The organism is Candidatus Eisenbacteria bacterium (assembly GCA_026388185.1).
In the GTDB taxonomy this organism is placed as follows: Bacteria; Eisenbacteria; RBG-16-71-46; order JAFGJU01; family JAFGJU01; genus JAPLKG01.
Genome location: JAPLKG010000014.1, coordinates 187,101 through 206,319, shown reverse-complemented (window position 1 = coordinate 206,319; position 19,219 = coordinate 187,101). Strand labels below are relative to the sequence as shown.

16 protein-coding genes are annotated in these 19,219 nt (G+C 56.4%); 1 reads left to right on the top strand and 15 read right to left on the bottom strand.

Annotated elements, in window-relative coordinates:
- Positions 1 to 127 precede the first annotated feature (127 nt).
- Positions 128 to 1,348 carry an aminotransferase class V-fold PLP-dependent enzyme gene (locus NTX17_08410; protein MCX5801393.1) on the top strand — a complete coding sequence of 407 codons (1,221 nt, stop codon included), beginning with the start codon at positions 128 to 130 and terminating at the stop codon, positions 1,346 to 1,348.
- Here the strand turns inward: NTX17_08410 and NTX17_08405 are convergent.
- The 15 genes from NTX17_08405 to NTX17_08335 form a co-directional block, all read right to left on the bottom strand.
- On the bottom strand, positions 1,281 to 2,612 hold the full coding sequence (locus tag NTX17_08405) for a (Fe-S)-binding protein (protein MCX5801392.1): 1,332 nt from the start codon (positions 2,610 to 2,612) through the stop codon (positions 1,281 to 1,283). The genes NTX17_08410 and NTX17_08405 overlap by 68 nt on opposite strands.
- A gap of 3 nt (positions 2,613 to 2,615) precedes the next feature.
- Entirely contained in the window at positions 2,616 to 3,263 is a 648-nt protein-coding gene (locus NTX17_08400; GenBank protein ID MCX5801391.1) for a hypothetical protein, read from the bottom strand.
- Positions 3,264 to 3,299: 36 nt separating this feature from the next.
- On the bottom strand, positions 3,300 to 3,620 hold the full coding sequence (locus NTX17_08395) for a TusE/DsrC/DsvC family sulfur relay protein (GenBank protein ID MCX5801390.1): 321 nt from the start codon (positions 3,618 to 3,620) through the stop codon (positions 3,300 to 3,302).
- 110 nt (positions 3,621 to 3,730) lie between these two features.
- Complete coding sequence (locus NTX17_08390) at positions 3,731 to 5,557, bottom strand: hypothetical protein (protein MCX5801389.1); 1,827 nt, start codon at positions 5,555 to 5,557, stop codon at positions 3,731 to 3,733.
- The gene (locus tag NTX17_08385) at positions 5,554 to 6,729 is read right to left on the bottom strand and encodes an asparagine synthetase B (GenBank protein ID MCX5801388.1); all 1,176 of its coding nucleotides are present in this window, start codon (positions 6,727 to 6,729) and stop codon (positions 5,554 to 5,556) included. The genes NTX17_08390 and NTX17_08385 overlap by 4 nt, the downstream gene beginning before the upstream one ends.
- 234 nt (positions 6,730 to 6,963) lie before the next feature.
- Positions 6,964 to 7,857, bottom strand: coding sequence for a tetratricopeptide repeat protein (locus NTX17_08380; GenBank protein ID MCX5801387.1), 894 nt, complete (start codon positions 7,855 to 7,857; stop codon positions 6,964 to 6,966).
- Entirely contained in the window at positions 7,854 to 11,171 is a 3,318-nt protein-coding gene (locus NTX17_08375) for a hypothetical protein (GenBank protein ID MCX5801386.1), read from the bottom strand. The genes NTX17_08380 and NTX17_08375 overlap by 4 nt, the downstream gene beginning before the upstream one ends.
- 115 nt (positions 11,172 to 11,286) lie before the next feature.
- Positions 11,287 to 12,018, bottom strand: a complete 732-nt coding sequence (locus NTX17_08370; protein MCX5801385.1) for a DUF4159 domain-containing protein — start codon at positions 12,016 to 12,018, stop codon at positions 11,287 to 11,289.
- Between the two features lie 103 nt (positions 12,019 to 12,121).
- Entirely contained in the window at positions 12,122 to 12,682 is a 561-nt protein-coding gene (locus NTX17_08365; protein MCX5801384.1) for a hypothetical protein, read from the bottom strand.
- Between the two features lie 6 nt (positions 12,683 to 12,688).
- Positions 12,689 to 13,594, bottom strand: coding sequence for a protein translocase subunit SecF (secF, locus tag NTX17_08360; protein MCX5801383.1), 906 nt, complete (start codon positions 13,592 to 13,594; stop codon positions 12,689 to 12,691).
- 15 nt (positions 13,595 to 13,609) lie between these two features.
- Positions 13,610 to 15,208, bottom strand: a complete 1,599-nt coding sequence (secD, locus tag NTX17_08355) for a protein translocase subunit SecD (protein ID MCX5801382.1) — start codon at positions 15,206 to 15,208, stop codon at positions 13,610 to 13,612.
- Positions 15,209 to 15,316: 108 nt separating this feature from the next.
- Positions 15,317 to 16,036: a pyridoxine 5'-phosphate synthase gene (locus NTX17_08350; GenBank protein MCX5801381.1), complete on the bottom strand. Its 720-nt coding sequence runs from the start codon at positions 16,034 to 16,036 to the stop codon at positions 15,317 to 15,319.
- A gap of 27 nt (positions 16,037 to 16,063) precedes the next feature.
- Positions 16,064 to 17,239, bottom strand: a complete 1,176-nt coding sequence (locus NTX17_08345; GenBank protein ID MCX5801380.1) for a divergent polysaccharide deacetylase family protein — start codon at positions 17,237 to 17,239, stop codon at positions 16,064 to 16,066.
- 616 nt (positions 17,240 to 17,855) lie between these two features.
- The gene (locus NTX17_08340; protein MCX5801379.1) at positions 17,856 to 18,476 is read right to left on the bottom strand and encodes a hypothetical protein; all 621 of its coding nucleotides are present in this window, start codon (positions 18,474 to 18,476) and stop codon (positions 17,856 to 17,858) included.
- Between the two features lie 145 nt (positions 18,477 to 18,621).
- The gene (locus tag NTX17_08335) at positions 18,622 to 19,218 is read right to left on the bottom strand and encodes a hypothetical protein (protein ID MCX5801378.1); all 597 of its coding nucleotides are present in this window, start codon (positions 19,216 to 19,218) and stop codon (positions 18,622 to 18,624) included.
- Between the last annotated feature and the right edge of the window lies 1 nt (position 19,219).

Genomic DNA, 19,219 nt, shown 5'->3' with positions numbered 1-19,219 from the left:
GGTCGGTTGTCCCATTCCGTCACCGGGGGCGCCCGAACGACCTCGTACCGGCAAGACCCGAACGGAGAGGGCGCAGCGCGAGACGAAGTGGAATTCCTGGAGGCTCAAGGGGCCACGGAGGCCGTGCATGGAACAGCTCATCTATCTCGACAACGCAGCAACGTCCTTTCCCAAGCCCGAGGAAGTCTACACGTTCATGGACGGCTTCTACCGGAAATACGGTGTTAACCCAGGCCGTTCCGGATATGACCTCTGCATGGAAGCCGGCGAAATAGTAGAGACGACGAGGAAAATGCTGACGGAATTCTTCAACGGAGACGACCCCGACAGACTCTGTTTTTCCTACAACTCCACAGACGCCTTGAATCTTATTGTCAGCGGCATGCTGCAGAAGGGCGATCACGCGATAACGACGACCATCGAGCACAATTCCGTGCTCAGGCCCCTATACCACCAGCAGATGAGCGCGGGCGTCGAAGTCGATCACGTCCCCTTCGACGAAAGGGGCTTCGTTGATCCCGACGACTTCTCCAGGAAATTCAAGAAGAACACCAGGCTTGTGATCGTCAACCACGCCTCCAACGTGATAGGCACGGTTCAACCCGTGAAGGAAATAGGAAAGCGCTGTAGAGAGAAGGGAATACCTTTCGCGATCGATGCTTCTCAATCGGCCGGAAAAGTGCCCATCGACGTCGAGGACATGAACGTGGACGTGGTCGCCTTCACCGGTCACAAGTCTCTCCTCGGCCCTACCGGAATCGGCGGCCTCTACGTCGGGAAGGGCATAGAGATACGGCACTCTCGAGCGGGGGGCACCGGTGTTCGCTCCGCAGTTCGCACTCACCTTTTCGAATACCCGTACAGGCTTGAATATGGAACTCTGAACACGCTCGGCGTCGCGGGGCTTCATGCGGGCATGAGCTGGCTCAAACAGAAAGGTCTGCAAAACATCCACGAGCACGAAATGAAGCTCGCCGCGCTGCTGCGGGACGGACTGAAGAGAATCGACGGTGTAACTCTGTATTGTCAGGACGATCTGACAGATCACATTAGTGTGCTGCTATTCAATATCGACGGTCTCGAGGCCCTCGACACCGGAACGATGCTCGACGTGGACCACAACATCGCCTGTAGAACCGGCCTCCACTGCGCCCCGCTTGTTCACGAGCAACTGGGGATAGACAAGATTCACGGAGGCGTGAGGTTCGGCGTGGGCCCGTTCAACACGGAGGAGCACATAAGAGCTGCGATTCAAGCGGTCGGAGAAATAGCAGAATCGGTCAGGAAGCGTCCTCCTCGCCCCTCCCTAATACGAGCGCATTCGCCGCAATCTCGCAAACAGTCTTGACCTCGACGCCAAGCTTGTAATGCTTGTTGAGCTCCGTGAGCTGATCAATGCAATTGTGACAAGGAGCCACAACCACCTTCGCGCCGGTTCTCCTGATCTGATCGGCCTTCACCTTCCCGGCCTTCAGCCGCCTCTCGGCAAATTGAGTCATCGAGAGCTGCCCACCTCCGCCTCCGCAGCAGAAATTTTTCTCCCTGTTGGGAGTCATCTCAACGAAATTGGCAGCCGAGCGTCTGAGAATGTATCGCTGCTCTTCCACTATTCCACCGAGACGAACTAGATTACAGGGATCGTGAAGCGTGACGGAAGCCGGGTTGCGCGAAGGATCGAGTGTGATGCGACCCTGGCGGATGTAGTCGGCCACGATCTCCAGAACGCTCTTCACCTCAAAGTCGTATTTTCTGCCCAGCCATTCTGGAGCTTCCCACCTGTTCGAATTGAAGCCGTGCCCGCATTCTGCTAGAACAAGGGTCTCGCAATCGAGTTCTTCCATGGACGTGACAAGTCTACCCGACATGACCGCGGCCGCTTCGTCGTCACCGTTGTAGAGGCCGTAATTGGTCACGTCGTAGTGCTTGCTGGAAAAAGTCCAACTCTCTCTCGCGGCGTAGAAGATTTTGCCGGCGGCCGCAATGGATAGAGGGAAGAACATGGGCTCGCGGGGATTCACCGTGTAGAGAAGTCGCGCTCCCCTTTCATCCATGGGGAGCCTGGCGTTCTTGTCGCCGACTTCGCTCTGGAGCTCTCCCTCAATCCACCGCACCGTCTCAATCCATTCTTCTTCGGGTATGCCCATGTTATTGCCTTTTTCGATGGCGGTGTTCACGGTGGATTGCAGGCCGAGCGGAACCAAGTCAATAGAAGCCATCGCGCTTCTTGCCGCGCGGATGAGGTAGGGAATGTTCAAGCCGACGGAGCAGTTCAGCGAACACCTGCCGCACAAACTGCATCTTCCAAAGAGTGAGTCCACCCATTCCCTCATTGTTTCGCCGTCCAATTCCTTCGCACCCACCCACCAGGGAATGCTCTTGCCGGCGGACGTGAAATATCTCTTGAAAACTCCCGTGATGAGATTCAATTTGTGAGCCGGAATCGACTCGATCTCGCCGTCGGCCACGTAGTAGTGGCAGGATTCCGCACAAAGACCGCAGTGGACGCAGGAATTGAGGTAGGCGGCGTATTCAGAATGTATCTTCTCTCGGAAGACTCGAAGGGCTTTCTTCAAGTCTTCCGGCGTCAGCCGGGCTATCCTCTCTTCGTTCATCCTTCATGCCTCGTGCGGTCTCGGAGGCAAAACGCCTCGCCGACCGTAGAACCGACCGAGAAGAACTCTGACGTAGAAAAAGAAAAAGCAGTGCCGGATTTTCCCGAGCGGAACGTACAGAAACATGATGATTGAGACCGACAAGAGCAACCAGGTCGTGTTTGCCGGATGGGTGACACCGCCAAGACGGGTGTCGATGGCGGCCAGAAGAAGGACCGCGTCCACGATAAGATTTGAGGCGTAATCATCGGGGCTGCTGAGTGTTCTCATGTTTGAACTGAAGGCCCTTCTCAGAAAAAGACCCAACCCGCACAGGAACCCCGGGATGAGGAGTAAGCGAAGAAGAGAGAGCGTCAGGACACCCAGTTCTACAGAAAGGGCGAGGCAGAAAATGTAGAACAGGGCCGCGAATATACCGGCGTGGTAGGCAACCCCGGCGAAGTAAGTGATCGGATGCTTCGCCGCGCTTTCTTTTTCCCACGGCATCATGCCTCGACCGAAGGCGTAGAGCACTCCTCGTAAGCCGCCGGCCTTGGGCTTTGCACAATGTGACCTTTGGTCGAACGCGAAAGTACTCACAATCTCGAACGAAAGGAGGACAACGCAGATAAGGAACGAGAGGGCTACTCCGTATCTCAAGAGCAGTGGCATGCGGGATTTCTCTCCTCGCGCGCGAGGGCCTCTTCCCTACACGCAACCATCCGGCTTGGGAAGCCCCGCAACCTTGCAGGCCCCCTTGGCGGGACCCGAGGGGAACAGCTCGTAGATCAGCTTGAGCTGAACGCCGGTGTTCTGACAAATCTTACGAACCATGGGGGCCAGGTTCTTTTCGAGGTAATACCCCCGAATGTAGTTGATGACTGACCAATGATTTTCGGTCAAGACTTCTATTCCTTCTTCCTGCTTTGCAAGGACCTCGGCAACGTCCTTGCCCCATTCTTGTGGGCGCGCCAGAAACCCTTCTTCGTTAAGCTCTATCTTCCTGTCTCCAACTTGGATAGAAGGCATCGCGCACTCCTCGGTATTCTGCGTGGTCTAGTCATTCTCGACTCAAAAGTCAAAGTATACCATATCCTGGGAAATGTTCTGAACTTGCGGGAACCTGCCAGCAAGTACGCTCAGCTCCCAGACGGCTTAGGAGGGCTTATGTCCACTCCATCATTACTAATGTCCGCCTGGAGTATCCACTTTTCGGGATCTATCTCAACCCTCTTGGGCCTGGACCTGCTGACAAATCTCATCTGGGCCGATTCGTGGGCCGCGAGCCAGACCTCGCTGGTTCGTTGCCCCTTGTCTGTGAACAGCGCGACAGGAACTGGCATGAGTCCCGTCCCAATGTTCTCCACTTTCAAGTCCACGAAAGTCGTGTCGCGCGAGACGCTCACCCTCACGTCCGCAATCCTGTAGTCGGGCAGAGCGTCCCCGTAGAGCCACTGACTGAAAAACCAGTCGAGCCGTTTCCCGCTTGCTGCTTCCGCGATTTGAACGAAGTCTTCCAGGCGCGCACGCTTGGGGGCGGGCCTGCCGACTTTACCGGGGGGCGCATTGTCACCAACCACCGTGCCGCTCACCGCTCTCGCACCCGCGGGCCGCTCTGCGAAGGCCGCCATGTAGCTTCTTATTGCCAAGTAGAAGCTCTCGTCCCCGATGAGCTTCCTCAACATGTGGAGGACGTAAGCTCCCCTTCCCTCCAGAAGGAAAGCGTCCTTGTATCGCCCTACGTCAGACATGGATAGCTCTGCGAGCGGCTTCTCTGCGAGAAAGCCTGCCTCGCGCGACTCCGCCTTCTTCCTTCCGGCAACGTAACGCCGCATGACCAACTCGGAGCTTTCCCAAACGAACGGTCTGCCGAAAATCCGTTCGATCGCCGGCACGTATGCATAGGACGGCACGCTTTCGAGCAGGAACGGAGCGCCGGGCGCAGAAGAATCCACCGCCGGCACCGTGAACTTGCGAACCATCTCGCTGGCAATGAGAGAGGTCAGCTCTGCACGTTTCTGAGATGAGATTGTCTCTCGCATGCGACCCTTGCTTATGCCCATTATGGTTCCCGAGAAGAAGTCGCCGTATATGGGCATCTCGACCATCGTGAAACGCGGTGGAGACGCGGGCCCCAGCGGATCTCCATAGTTCTGAACAAAGAAGCCCAGGAGCTCTTTCGATGCCTCAAAGAGCTTGACGGACGCACTGCTGTCTTCTGCGGAAGAGAAATACCAACACGAGAGTTTCTGCCCTCCAACGCGAGCGGAAAGCGTGTCGTAGTTTGAGGCAATCAATACGGCGGAAGCGGCGGGAATTTTGTCCCTCGCTTCCCACTTGAACGACCACAAGCCGGCATCACGATTTACAGAAGGCTCCCCCTCACAGAGGGCCTTCCAACCCGGCGGCGCCACTACTTCCACGGTCATACTCGCATGCGCGCTGATCGCTTCGGCCGTTGCAGTTGCCGTGGGGAACCAGAGAGACCACCCGGGGCCCCTCAGGAAAAGCCCGTCGCTATCGAGTCTCATGAAGTCCGAAGCTCTCCTCAGGGGCGACGCCGTGAACTTTCCGTGATAGGACACGACCAGCCCGAGAGTGTCGCCCTTGGACAACCGTTCGGCGAGTCTCAGGCAGATTCTGTTTGCTGCAAGAGAGTAGCTGAGCGGGCAAGATACTTTGGTTTGCGTAAACTCAAGTCTTTCGCGTCTTGCGTCGGAGACGCTGTCGACCTCGAGCTCGCTGTGCAAGAACAGGCAGAGCGAATCGGTCCCTGATTCTGAGTTCGTGATCACGTCGAACTCCGCAATAGCGGTGATTTCTTCGTTTTCTCGTGACGGACTTATTTTGATCTTGTAGTCGTCCAAGATGACGCCGGGTGCTCCGAGGGCCGCACCTTCAAACGCAACCGGCAAGACCAGTGCCGCGACAAGCCCCAAGGAAACGACGAGTCCGAGTCTTCTCATGTTTTTTGCTTCTTCCTCTCTGCTGCGGGAAAGAGAACGTTGTTGAGAATCAGTCTGTAGCCGGGCGAGTTCTTGTGCAAGGAAAGATCCGTGGGTGGATCGCCGACGTTGTGTCTGAAATCCTCCGGGTCGTGGCCGCCGTAGAAAGTGAAAGTCCCTCGTCCGTAGTTCCCGTGAATGTATTTGACTTCTTCGGTACCCTGTACCTCGGCGAGGACGGTGACCGAACTCTTTAGGGTCTTCCTGTTGAAACCCGTTGTCTGACCAAGGAATTCCGGAATCGCAGCAAGATGGTCCTGCGTCAGCATCGTGGGAACGGGGTCCTGCTTTGCGGAAAACTCGAAAAGCGTGAAATAAATGTTCGGGCCTCGTCTCAATGCCTCGTCGTTCACGTCTATGTCGGAGAATTCGTACACTAATGGGTTCATCTGGAGCTTGAAACCCTCGAAGGCAAACGTCTTCGAGAAATCCAGGCGGTGCTCGGCGTCGGGCGCGGGAGGATCGCCGTCGTATTGATCCCAGATGAAGTCGACGCCCTGCGCAGCCAGAGCGATATCATACGTGTCCGTAGCTGAACACATTGCAAACAAGAACCCACCCTGTGCCACGTAGTCTTTGATTTTCTGAGCGACAGCGGCCTTGTGCTGGGAAACCTTGGCAAAACCTGCCCTTCCGGCCGCCTCCTCGTAGTCCTGCTGCTGCGCTTTGTACCAGTCGGCGTTTCGATAGGCGGCGTAGAATTTTCCGTACTGGCCGGTGAAATCCTCGTGATGGAGATGCAGCCAATCGAATTGACTGAGTTTTCCGAGTAGTATCTCGTCGTCCCACACTCTGGTGTAAGGTATCTGCGCGTACTCGAGCGCCAGGGTCACGGCGTCGTCCCAGGGCAAAGCGGTAGGCGGAATATAGACCGCTATCTTGGGAGCCTTCTCGAGCACCAGGACCTCCATGTTGTTTTCTTCGATTTCGCTCTCAATTCGGGCAATGTCGGTGCCGGACACGCGCTCGAAGGACACTCCCATCAAGTTGGCCAGGTTCGCGCTCTCTTCGCCTCCCCTGATGAGAAAGGAACCACCCCTGTAGTTGAGAAGCCACTCTATGCTCGTCCTTTTCTCGAGACACTTGTATGCAAGACCGTAGGCCCGGAGATGATCTCGTTGCTTAAGATCCATGTTCACAAGAATATCAGCAGAAGAAAAGCACGTGGTCACGGTTACGACCAGGAGAACGGCGAGCGCTAAGAAGAACCGCGACCGATTGATGTACATACCGTTTATCTCCGTTGGTTGCCGGTTCGCACCCGGGGCGCATGGCGCCAGCACGTGCTACCCGCGGCGCCGACACCCGTTACGCGCGGCCAGGGCCGACCGCGACCCGCAGATCGTGTCTCCGGCGCCCGTATATCATCAGCGGCTTCGACCTCTCGGCCCCGCTTTCAGTTTGTGTAGCTCGCTCCTTGCCTCGGCGGCGAACGACGTTTCCGGAAAACTCGTCACAATGCTCTCATATTCAGCCGTGGCCTTGTCCGGTTCGCGGAGTCTATCCAGGTAGAGCTGCGCTATCTTTAGCTTTGCGAGCGGCACTAGCTGACTCTTAGGAAGGCTCGATTCAAGAACGCGGTATTCCTCCACGGCCTCGGAGAACTTTGCCTGGGAGCTTAGAATGTCGCCGATCTTCATCCGGACGTCGTCCGCGATCTGTGAGCTCGGGAAACTCTTCAGCAGCTCGCGCAGGGCCGCGACGGCACTGTCCGGCATTCCTGCGAACTCGAGGAACTCGGCGCGAGAATAGGCAACGAGCGGCTCCCCGTTGTCGCCACCGTTCTCGTCGATGAGAAGCAGGCGATCTATCACGTCGTTGACGAGCGGACTTCCCGTATTCCCGCTCAAAAAGTCCATGTACTCATCGAGTGCCTGCTTCATGTCACCCTTGAAATAGAGAATCTCTGCCCTAAGAAACGTGACGCGCCCAATCGCCGGAGGATCAGAGAGCTTCTCTCTGGCCACGACGGTTAGGGATTCTGCCGTGGCGAGCTTGCCTTCGCGCAGTGCGCTCTCACAGTAGGAGAGAAGGACGTCCCTGAGCTGAGGATAGGTGAGATTACGCTCCAACAGGTCATGATACTTGATGGACGCCGAAGCAAACTCCCCCGCTCGAAAATCGCTCGCTGCGCTTTGTAGGAGTGTCGCAGGAGAAATCGCAAAAGCAGTGGCGACGCTTGTCAAACACAGGAAGATCGAACAGATCACGCCCACCCCGGACCGTCCGAGAGCGCTCGCTGAAAGCCCTAACTTGTTCATTTGGTGGTCCTCGAAAGCGCCCTCATGTACTGTTCGACCAATTCTCGGTAGCTATCCGGGTAACGGTCAGTTCTCCCCCTCAGCATATCGAGGCGTATCTTCTCACGCTGGTCCAGGAGTTCTCGCGGAAGTTCGGGCGGAGACTGCCTGTCCGAGAAATCCTTTCCCGGCCTCGAATATCGTTTCCCCGTGTAGTCTTGCTGCTGGACTGATTTCTGGGCGTCAAGAAGCCTGCTCAGGATCTTGTTCTGTCTGTGGATCACGTCCTGATCCAACTGCCTTGTGCCCATTTGTTCCTCTACGTTCTTCATGTCGTCGACAATCTCTTCCAGCCTTCCGAGAATGTCCCTTCTCTGGCCGAAGGCCCTTGAGACCTCTTCCATGCCTTTTCTCACCATTTCTTGTTGAGCCGCAAGGCGGCCCAGCGTCTCTTCCTCGGAATGGCTCAACCTTCCCTGTTTGCCCATCGCGGAGTAAAGCTCATCGGTGGATCTGTTGATTCCCTGCTGGAGCCCCGATAGAGCCCTCATTTTCTGAAAGCCCTGACCGATCCCCATACCTTCGCCCTTACCCGAGCACATGGACTGCTCGGCCACGAGAAGCGTGGTGAGCACGCTATTGAGCGCCTGGTAGGCTTGCAGACTTGCCCTGAACCCGTCACCCTTTACGTGCAAATCAAAACTCCTCATAGCCCTTTCCATCTGTCTCAACGCGGTCCCGAGGGTGACAGTGGTGACGTGCTGCATGAAGAGCGTCTCCTTGCTGAGCTCGAACAGTCGGTCCGCGACAATCGTGGTACCTTCAAGAATGCTCTGCTGTCGCAACGCAAGATCTTGGGCCGACTCTCCGCCACTGGACGTCGAGAGTTCTTCTTCCGCCCTCGAAAGGCGAACCAGCTCGTGCATCGCCCGCCTCACTCTTTCGGTCACGTCCGACAGTTTGTTGGACGAATGGCTCTGCTGTGCGCTCGTAAGTTGATCAACGACGGCACGCAGGCCGTCTTCTATTGTGTGAACCAGTTTTTTCAGTCCGGCCGCCTGTTTCGAACGGATCATTTCTCCGGACTGGGAAATCTTGTCGAGAAGCCCGCCGCTGCTGATCGAACTGGCAATATCCTCGAGCGTGCGCGAAAGTTCCTCGTCCTGAGCCTCCCTGGCGATCTCCTCGATCTCTCCCTTGAGTTTCTCGAGCGACTCGCCGACATCGGATTGCTGCTCCGAGGCCGCAGAGAAGTCCGGCGCTTTTTCGTCCAGCTTCTGTCCAACCTCACTCTGTTTCTGAGCCAGCTCGTTGGCCCGCTCTACGGCCGCCTGCAGTTTCTCTTCAAGTTGTATCTGTTTGAGGAGCTCAATCGCTCTGTCCAAGCCCTTCAGGAGCTCTTCCTGAGGAATGGCATAATCTGCGAGCGCCCTTTCGATTTGATTGAGATCGAACTTTGACATGGCTTCCTGAAGTCTCTCGATCGCGCTCTTCAGTTCCGGACTGCTTATTGCATCCAATAACTTCTTAACCTCGAGAATCTTCTGCGCAAGTTCCAGGCTCGTAGGGTCGTAGCTTTGCAGTTTCTCCGCACTCGCCTCAAGTTCTTGGCTGACGCGATCTATGTTTTCAGCCATACGTGCGTACGTTTTCTCAAGATTCTCGATTTCTTTCTTGCGTTCCCAGGAGAGACCGCTTTCCTGTTTGATCTCTCTGCCGGCCTTTTCGAGCTCCTCTCTCATGGTCTGGGCCTCGTCAAGAATCTGCCGGAGGTCGGCGATGTTCGCGCCTTGTTGCTCCTCCGTTCCGCTGTACAGCTCAGCCAGCGTGGGAAAGCGCACGGTCATCAACGGTGTCCTTGCAGACTTCGGCCCCGATACGACGTCGTTGTCGTAAACCTCGAGAAAATAACTGACGGTCTCTCCCGGCAGCAGTTGTGCGGGGCCGAGATTCCAGAAATGGCTTACCGCGGCCTCCTTCGTTCTCGCCCTGAAGCTCTTTATCTCTTCCGAGCGGACGTCCCGAGGATCCTTGTAGTAATGAAGTCGAAGCGTGGAGAGGCCGTAGTCGTCGGCGCACACGAGCTCCAGGGGGAATCCCATGCTTTCGTCGACGTCAACTTCCGACGAGGGAGACACAAGTTTGATGAACGGACTCATGTCCTCCTGGCAGTGAATCTCGTACGAGGGAGAGAAATACCTCCTGCCGCGCGCGTCCGTCGTGCAAACCTGGTAGGTCCCGCTCTGCATGAGCGAGAAGCTGCCGACGTAACTCTTTTCCGACCGCGCTTCCATCGGAATACTCTTCCCGTCGCCGAAAACGAGGCCGGCAGACGTGACCCCCCTGGACAAGGCCGTCTCGATCCACACGGTCGTCCCGCGAAGCGCAGAGATGTCTCCCACCACGGAGCGCACGATTCGCCGTTCAACGCCGGCGTATTCGGGAAATTCGTACGAAATGAGGAACTCGGAAACCTCGGGAGGCGTCGTCACGGATATCGTGTAGATCGGCGTCTGCGTCTTCCCGAGCTCCGCGGCATATTGAGTGCTCGTGTCAATATTTGTGAGGGTCGTTTCGAAAACCGACGCGTTCTCACCGGCTCCCGGCGTTCTGGAGGCGCGACCGAGGGCGACGTAGCCCCATGGGCCCGGGCCCGACTTCACGCGCAATTTCGGCTCCGAGAGGCTCCCCTTCACAATCACGCTGACGTGCACGATTTCTCCCGGTTCGATCTCGACGTCGCCGGGCTCGATCGATACAGACACGCGTTCTTCAAACGGACCGGACACGATGGACGAAAAAGAGGGCTCGTACGCGCCCGGCACGAGTGCGAGAAAGGCAACCAGAGACAACGTCGTCAACAGACAGGCGATGCTCCACGAACGAAGCTTTCGTGAGGGAAGAAGTCTCCTGAAATCCACTGCCCCGCTCAAGGTTTCGCCCTCGCTAACGATGGCTTCGATGATCGCCTTGGAGTAGGAGAATGAGAGCTCATCCATACTCCGGCCGAGCTGGAGGGACGAGATGAGGATATTTCTCTTTCCTTCCAGTCTGTCGGCCATCACCGCTATTCTTTCCACAGCTGGAACTCTGAGCAGGGGGACGATAACGGCAGAGAGAATGAGAGCTGGCACGCCGAAAACCACGAGCACTCCGAGGACTGTTGTGGCCGGAGATTCAGTCCCGGCTAGAAGGACAAGACCCGTTGATGCAAAGAGGAGCGCTGCAACGAGGGTGATGACCCTGAGCAGCGAGAGGCCGAGAGAGCCCCTGGCCAGCATTCGCCGGGCACTGACGAGATTTCTCCACAAACCATCGTATGCATCAGGGGGCATCTGGGAATCCTCGGCGATCACAAGAACCCGGCAGGAGTGTAATGGCGCGGAGCCAGCGACCTTGCACCGACCGCGACTCTTGAGCCGGCCACGGAATCGTTTGCGCCAATCTCGGCTACTGAGTGAGCGAGTAGACGACTACATTTATCGCCATTTTCAAGGCTTCCTCCCTCTTCTCGGGAGGGTCGTTATGGACTTCTGGGTCTTCCAGCCCGTCACCAATATCCGCCTCATGCGTATAGAATACCACAACCCTTCCATCGTGAACAATCGCGTCACCCTGGGGAGGGAGGCCGTCGTGCTCGTGAATCTTGGGCAGACCATTGCGGAGATCGTAGAAACAGTGATAGATCTGGTGAGAAAACGGTAACTCCACAAGTTCCTTGTCCGGAAACACGAGTTTCATCTGTTCCCTGAAAGACTTGTCCATTCCGTAGTCATCGTCGGCAAACAAGAACCCGCCCGTCGTGAGATGTTTCCTCAGCCTCTCAACTTCCTTCTTGGTGAACCGCACGTTCCCGTGACCCGATATCCACAGAAAGGGGTAATTGAAGAAATCCTCGTCCATTATGCCGGTGGTCGCCTCGTCGTCGGAGGCCACCTTGACGCTCGTCCTTTCCTTCAGGGCGCGGAGCAAGTTTCTCAGCGACGTCTTGTTACCGTACCAGTCACCGCCTCCGCCGTACTTGACTCTCGCGATAATGAACCCATCGTAAACGGGCCTCTTGATTACTGTTCTCGCCTGACTAGCCTTGCTCGTTACGAGCAAGGAGACGATGATGGCGGCCGAGAGCAGGGCGAGCACAGGAATGCATCGACCAACCGAAAGAACCTTTCTACCACGCATAGGACTCGGATGCTCTCTCTCGTAAGAAAGGGGGTAGCTGGAAGCAGGACGCTCAAACGCTAGAACGTGCCTTCCGGCGGGTAACCACGGCCCACTCCAAAGACTAGTCCTGGATTCTTATACCCGAAATGAGCCAGCGTTCTCCCTCTTTTCTGAGTGTAACGTGGACTTTCGCAACGATTGTCTTGCCTGCCGGCTCTCTTCGAAATGACCATTGAGCCTTGCCAAAGGGAGGTTTCTTTCCGCTCGCCTTGTATTTGAATTCAAGGAATTCGAAGGACTCGGTGATTCTGTACCGAAAGGAATCTCTGAGCATGTAGCTCGCTTGCTTCTGAGTAAAGGACGCAGACTCCGGCACATTCTTGTCAAGACGCAGGGCGATCTTTCCCTCGGGGAAGAAGGTAACGATGGAGTCCACCCATCCCATGTTCCACGCTTGCTCTATCGCGGCTAGGGTGACGAGGGGACTGCTCTCTCGCTGCAGTTGTCGCCCCTCTGCCTCTACCCGAGGACTCGCTCCACTCGTGTCGGGGTCGGCTGGGGAGCTCGCTGCTTCGGGCACGCCGCCTGCGATCAAGGTGAGACAACAGGTCGCGAGCGTGACGGAGAGAACCGCACGAAGACACCGCAAGATCGAGGGCAAGGTCAAGGGGTAGCGTCCCACGAGCCGTTACCTCCGCATCCCCTTGGCTGCGGGGCCGTGAATGTCAAGCGCGAGTGCGCTCGCCACGTAGGTAGAGGAATAAGTGCCAAAACCAACGCCTATCAACATGCAGAGGGCGAAATCACGTATTACCTCTCCACCCAGAACCAGCAGCGCAATCACGGTCAAGATCACGGTGAATGAGGTGAGGATTGTGCGGCTCAGGGTCTGATTGACGCTCAGGTCGATCACGTCCTTCAGCGACTCGCGCCTCATGAGACGAGATTGCTCGCGAATGCGATCAAAGACAACGATGGTATCGTTGATGGAGTATCCGGCTATCGTCAACAGGGCCGCGAGGACGGTGAGAGTGAATTCTCTGCCCAAGAAAGTCATGACACCGAGTGTTATTATGACGTCGTGGAAAAGTGATATGACGGCACCGACGGCGAAGATGAACTCGTATCGCAGACCAACGTAAATCAGTATTCCGCCCAGGGCGAACAGAACGGCCCAGATGGCCTTGCTTCTCAGCTCTTTGCCGATCTTCGGCCCGACGGTATCCGCCCGCTTGAGCACAACCTCCGTGCCCGGCATCTCGTTTTGAATGGCCGTCTTTATCGAAACGAACGGGTCTTTCGTCGCACCTGTCTGCTGGAATCTGAACAGATAATCGCCCGCAGTCCCCACCCTCTGGATTTCGGCCTGGCGAATGCCGGCCTTGTCGAGCGCGCTTCTAACCCGATCCGCAGGCTCGTTCGGCGTCAGGACGGCCTCGATCACCGTGCCGCCCGTGAAGTCCACTCCCATTCTGGGCCCACCCCGGGCGACGAGAGTAACAATCGTAGCAACAAAGAGGATTGCGGAGAACGCGTACGCGTATTTCCTCGCCCCCATGAATCCGATGTGCGTTTCTTTGAACAATTGGAACATTCTGATACCCCTCTTCTATATGCTGAGGCTCTCTAGTCGCCGCCTGGAAACAATCACGTCGTAGATCAACTTGGTAACAAAAACCGCGGTGAACATGTTGGCAATGAGGCCGATGCTCAACGTCACGGCAAATCCTTTTATCGGCCCCGTACCGAACTTCCACAGAACCGCGGAACTGATTAGTGTGGTCACGTTTGAATCAAGAATGGTGCGAAAGGCCCGTTCGTACCCGAATTCTATGGACCTTGCGATGGTTTTCCCAGTACGAAGCTCCTCGCGGATGCGCTCAAATATGAGAACGTTGGCATCCACGGACATTCCTATTGTGAGAATAATGCCCGCGATACCAGGCAACGTGAGAGTGCCGGGGCCGCTCCTGAATGCCATGGGAATAGCGACCAGCCCGGCAAGAAGAAACCAGACGTTGAGTAGCATGGCGAAAATCGCCAGGATGCCTGACAGCCTGTAGTAAGTGCACATGAAAACAACAACGAGCAGCGTGCCTACGAGGCCCGCGGTTATTCCCTTTGCGATCGAATCCTGGCCTAGCGACGGCCCCACCGTTCTTTCCTCTATCATCGTAAGAGCGGCGGGCAGGGCTCCTGACCGCAGGACGATTCTGAGATCCTTGGCCTCTTCGTCCGTAAAGCTGCCGGTGATCGAGGCCTCGCCACGAGGTATCTTGGTCTTAATGACTGGAGCGGAACGGACTTTTCCGTCGAGGACAATCGCCAGTTGCCTGCCGATGTTGGCACCCGTGACCCTTGAGAAGACCGCGGAACCTGCTCGGGTGAGGGTCAACGTCACGCCAGGAGCATTGGGTCTTTCCGCATCAAGGCCAATCCCCACCCTCGCCTCGGCAACTTCGGAGCCGGTCAGCTCCGGTTTCTTCTTAAGGAAGTAAAGCACTCTTCCCGGTCTTCCCTGGAAATTCTCGGGTTCCGCACTCCAGGCCAGCCTGGCATCGAGAGACAAGGACGAATCGGTCCCTGCTTCTTCCAAGAACTTCTGAACATCCGGGGCGTCCTCCTCGCTGAAGAAAACGCCGCCGAATTCAATAGTGAGCATTCTTGAGGAGATCGGCTTTGCAGGATCGAAATAAGGGTACTTCGCCGTGTCCCTGACCGCCGGGACTCTCTTAGCGACAATGGTGTCCAGCCTGTCAATGAGTTCCTTGGTTTCGTCGGCCGTTGCAACGAGGACAAACTCAAGCATGGCGGTCTGTCCTATGAGGGTCTTGGCCCTTTCGGGGTCGAGAAGCCCGGGGAGCTGCACGCGTATTCTGTTCTGGCCCTGCTTTTGAATGAGGGGCTCGGTCACGCCCAACTGGTCAATCCTGTTCCTCAGGATTTCCATCGCACGATCGACTGCGTCAGCGGCCTCTTCTTCCTTGAGTCCAGTCTTGTCAACCTCGAGGACAACATCCATACCCCCCTGAAGGTCCAGCCCCAGTTTGAGGGACTTATCTCTCAGAGATTCACTTTCTTCGGGGGTCAAGGCAGCCTTCTGCTGCGGGCTCATTCTGTACAACCTTATGGATGGAATGAGGAAGTAGATAGAGGCTACGGCAACTAAAGCTACGAGAAGGGCTTTCCATTTTAGGTTCTTATACATCTCCCATCCCCTAGTTACACAACAAGTTGTTACAAGGTCAGGAAAAATCAGAAAACACCGAGAGAACGAACGATAACCTTATTACGATACTGAGCTCGACCCCCAATGTCAATGCGAAAGAAGGCGAAGCATTTCCGTCACCGCTTGAGCCATCCCGACGAAGACCGCACGCGCAACAATCGCGTGCCCGATGCTGACTTCCCGGATTTCCTTGCCTGTCTCGACGAGCTTGCGGGTGTTGCGATAATCAAGGCCGTGGCCGGCATGTACACGCATCCCGAGTCGTGCAGCGAGCGAGGCTGCATTGATGACCCTATCAAGCTCGAGGTCTTCCTGCAACGTCTTGAAAGCTTCAGCGTAACGACCGGTGTGAATTTCCACGCAGTTTGCCCTGACCTTGGCCGCGGCCTGAACCTGAGAGAGTTCGGGATCGATGAAAAGGCTGACCTTGATGCCGACTTCTTGTATCATCGAGATTGCCCTCTGAACACCCCCCTCAAGACCGGCCACATCCAAACCACCCTCGGTGGTGAGTTCCTGCCGTTTCTCGGGAACGAATGTCACCTGGTCGGGGCGAATAGCCATGGCAATTGAGAGCATTTCTTCGGTAGCAGCCATTTCAAGATTGAGCGTGGTCTTGACGACCTCTCTCAAAACCCTGAGATCCCGATCCTGTATGTGGCGTCGATCTTCCCTCAAGTGGACGGTGATCCCGCTGGCGCCCGCGACCTCGGCTTCTATGGCTGCCGCAACGGGATCCGGCTCCTGTTCCTTGCGAGCCTCCCTGATGGTGGCAACGTGGTCAACATTTACGCTAAGCTCGACCATTGCTTCCCCCTTGATGGTTCGGCGGAATCATAGCACAGGATCCGGCTCGTTCGCAAAGGAGGAGAGGGGAACCAACTTTATTCCCTTCTTCTCCAGTTCCGGGAGCTTGTTCTTCAGCACTTTCAGGGTGCCGCCGTAGAGATGACCTATGACAATCGCCTTGCCCTTTGACAGAGCTATTCCCTCGGCTCTCTCGAACACTTTCGCTATCTTCTTTTCGTCTCTTGACTGCATGTCCAGGAAAAGATCGCTGCGCAGACATCGGGCTCCCACCTGCGCCGCCACTTTCTTGGCAACGGAACCCGGCGAGGTCATGCTGTCCAAGAAGAACATGCCCCTCGCCTTTGTGTCTTCAAGGACGGCCTTCATGACCTCGGGGTCTTGAGTGGCGAGCGAACCCATGTGGCTTGAGATTCCAGACACTTTGGGAAGGCCGCTCAAATGCTTTGCGATTCTCGCCCTTATTTCACCCCCGGACAGGTCGACCAGAATGGGGGCTTTCCCGGGATTGATGCCAGGATAGCCGTGGGGTTCCATCGGAAGATGCAGAATCAATTCCTTCCCTTTGGCCAGAACGGCCTCCGCCGCACTCTTTGATTTCCGATATCCCGGTAGGACCGAGAACGTCAGTGGATAGTCCAGCGCGAGGAATTCATCCGCGAGACGCTCCTCGCCGTAACCGAGATCGTCTATCACAATTGCGATAGAAGCGCGTTGAACCGGAGCGATCTCTTTCGACCTGTCAAAGACGACAATGTGAGTTACCTTGCCGCCGAAGGAGAGCTTCATTTCCAGATACTGGCTGCCCTCCCTTGACACGCGCTCGACGGCATCTTCGACTTTGCCCCTCGATGCAGCGACTTCATCGGTGACTGCGAGATTACACTTGAGCAGAGACTGGTTTGCAGGAATGTGAATCGTCCATTTCTCCGGTGACAACTTTCCTGCGGCGCGCACCTTTATGTCTTGAGGCCGGGCTGCATACGCTTTCGCGATCTGCCGTAGCCTCTCTCCAAACTCGGCGGGGCCGGTCCGCTTGGCTCCCCAGCGTACCGACTGTGCAGCTCTGTGTGCTATCCGTTCTCCCCGCTCGGTGCGGAGGAACGAAAACGTCATGAGAGAAAGAATGAGCGCAACCAGAAGAACGACTGGGAGGAGCGTCTTCTTGGCCAACCTGCCCCTCTTTGCGTTTCTTGCCGCCAACGTGGTCTTCCCTCCGGAGCACACCCTTCAAAGCTACGTCACAGACGCGTGACGATGCTGCGTAAACGTTAGGCCAGTCATACTAAACGCGGGAAGCCCGAGTGTCAAGGAGTGGGCTACCGATGGAGTGGGGCGCGCGCAGGCGACTCTCAGGAACGGGGGCTCGCCCCAACGGGCACGGCGGACGACGAGGCGGCGGAAGGGGCGGCAAACAAAACAGGCCGGCCAGGGGCACCAAACAAGAAAGAGAGAGGCGGTGACCACAACTCTTCCAGGTCGGCGCCCCGGCCTACAATGCATCAAGCCCATCTTATTCTTCGACAAAGTAAAGGCTTGGCTTTAGCGAAAGGGGAAGGGGCGCCGGGCGCGCCGGGACAATCGAGTGAGACGGGCCCTGGAATCTCATGACAACCGTGTGAGGGACATTCTGGAGTCGCAGCGTGGAAAAGCACGAAAAGTGGTGGTGAGCGAACAAAGAAGTCTTCAGAAAGGCAGACGTCCCACCGCAAGAACAAGAATCAGAAGCGGCGCGAGAAGCAGTGCGTGTGCGCCGGCGAAAAGAGTCGCTCTGCCGTCTAGTTCTATTCTACCCCTGCCGAGCGTCAGTCCCAACTCCTCATAGGGGCTGCCAGTCCTGCCATTCGGAAATGACCCACAAGGTAGTATCCGCCGGGTCGGGTGCGAACCAGAGGTTGGCCGTGCCGTTCGAGACTCTATACGTGGTTTCACCCTGGACGACATCAAGAAGAATGGATGTCACATCAATACGCATCCAACCGGGGTGAAGAAGCGCGCCATACTCGTCCAGCCTATTGTCCTCTTGGGCTACTCCGGGGCTCCAACTGAGTTGGATCTCGTTGACGATGCCGAGTGCTCTCTTCGTGACGAGACTGTCGAAAGAGGCCACTTCATCATTCCTACCCCACCAGTCTTCAGGAAGTTCGGGTGGCTTGTCGGCCGCCAGGAAGTGGAACTTGAAACCGGGATAAAGGATCTCTCTGTACGTGAGGGCAAGGGAATGAGCGTCGTCGGGAGTGTTCACACTGTTGTCCTTCGTCCCGTAAATCACTCTGAGATTGTATAGAACGTTCTGTGGAGTAGTGCGAGGAAGAAGCTCTACTGGGGGCGGGTTGCCAGGATCTGGCTCTTCGGGCGGCTTGAAGGGATTCCAACACCCTGCGAGGAGCAGCACGAACACGAGAGCCGACAGGAAAGGAACCAAGCAGTTGCGTCTCATTTGATGTCCTCCAGAAATATCCCCACGTCCATGCCCGAACTCCAGTCCTGTCCTCATGTATTATACCACACACCTGGCGCCGCGGTCAAACTCAATTCGAAGCGACTGATTGCAGTGGAGAGGGGCGCCTCGGAGCCGAATCCCGTTATCTCTTTGTTCCCTTGAGGTTACCCCACGTCCTGGAGCTGAGAAAGTCGGGGTCTCTCTTGTCTATCCACACGTAGACGTACCAGTTCGACCCGCCCTCTCTGCGCATGTGGAATTCGACGAGGCCGCGGAAGTACTCGGTGCCGCCCGTCTTGAGCGTAACTTGGAGCAGGTACGTGTAGTACAAAACGCAGTGGTCTGAATCGACGTAGACGGGCGCGTCGCGCTGTGTAAACGCCAGGTCGAGGAGAGCCGCCTGATCGAATATCGCCTGCGTGACTGTGCGTTCCACGTCGAGTGTCCAGTTGTCATAGACGGTGGGTTGCGTTGCCGACAGTTCGACAGAATCGGAAGGATCGGGATGAAACGCCAGATCGTCCGTGAAGTTCTGCACGTAGTTGCCGATTACCTTGCCGTACATGGAGTTCTCAATGTTGACAAGCACCGTCTCCGGTGCAGTGGGCGGTATCCACGGCGTACCCCCGGTCCCGGGAGCTTCCGGCGTGCGAGGCTCGAAAAGCCCGCAGCCGCAAACGAGAACCGAAACCAGAACGAATATTGAAAAGGCGCCCCAGAATCTCATCCTGCAAACCATA

Bases quoted from the DNA above. Each gene is read 5' to 3' on its own strand.
- NTX17_08395 (MCX5801390.1), bottom strand. From the start codon at position 3,620: ATGCCTTCTATCCAAGTTGGAGACAGGAAGATAGAGCTTAACGAAGAA.
- NTX17_08410 (MCX5801393.1), top strand. From the start codon at position 128: ATGGAACAGCTCATCTATCTCGACAACGCAGCAACGTCCTTTCCCAAG.
- secD (MCX5801382.1), bottom strand. From the start codon at position 15,208: ATGTATAAGAACCTAAAATGGAAAGCCCTTCTCGTAGCTTTAGTTGCC.
- NTX17_08390 (MCX5801389.1), bottom strand. From the start codon at position 5,557: ATGAGAAGACTCGGACTCGTCGTTTCCTTGGGGCTTGTCGCGGCACTG.
- NTX17_08380 (MCX5801387.1), bottom strand. From the start codon at position 7,857: ATGAACAAGTTAGGGCTTTCAGCGAGCGCTCTCGGACGGTCCGGGGTG.
- NTX17_08400 (MCX5801391.1), bottom strand. From the start codon at position 3,263: ATGCCACTGCTCTTGAGATACGGAGTAGCCCTCTCGTTCCTTATCTGC.
- NTX17_08350 (MCX5801381.1), bottom strand. From the start codon at position 16,036: ATGGTCGAGCTTAGCGTAAATGTTGACCACGTTGCCACCATCAGGGAG.
- NTX17_08385 (MCX5801388.1), bottom strand. From the start codon at position 6,729: ATGGATCTTAAGCAACGAGATCATCTCCGGGCCTACGGTCTTGCATAC.
- NTX17_08405 (MCX5801392.1), bottom strand. From the start codon at position 2,612: ATGAACGAAGAGAGGATAGCCCGGCTGACGCCGGAAGACTTGAAGAAA.
- NTX17_08335 (MCX5801378.1), bottom strand. From the start codon at position 19,218: ATGGTTTGCAGGATGAGATTCTGGGGCGCCTTTTCAATATTCGTTCTG.
- secF (MCX5801383.1), bottom strand. From the start codon at position 13,594: ATGTTCCAATTGTTCAAAGAAACGCACATCGGATTCATGGGGGCGAGG.
- NTX17_08375 (MCX5801386.1), bottom strand. From the start codon at position 11,171: ATGCCCCCTGATGCATACGATGGTTTGTGGAGAAATCTCGTCAGTGCC.
- NTX17_08370 (MCX5801385.1), bottom strand. From the start codon at position 12,018: ATGCGTGGTAGAAAGGTTCTTTCGGTTGGTCGATGCATTCCTGTGCTC.
- NTX17_08340 (MCX5801379.1), bottom strand. From the start codon at position 18,476: ATGAGACGCAACTGCTTGGTTCCTTTCCTGTCGGCTCTCGTGTTCGTG.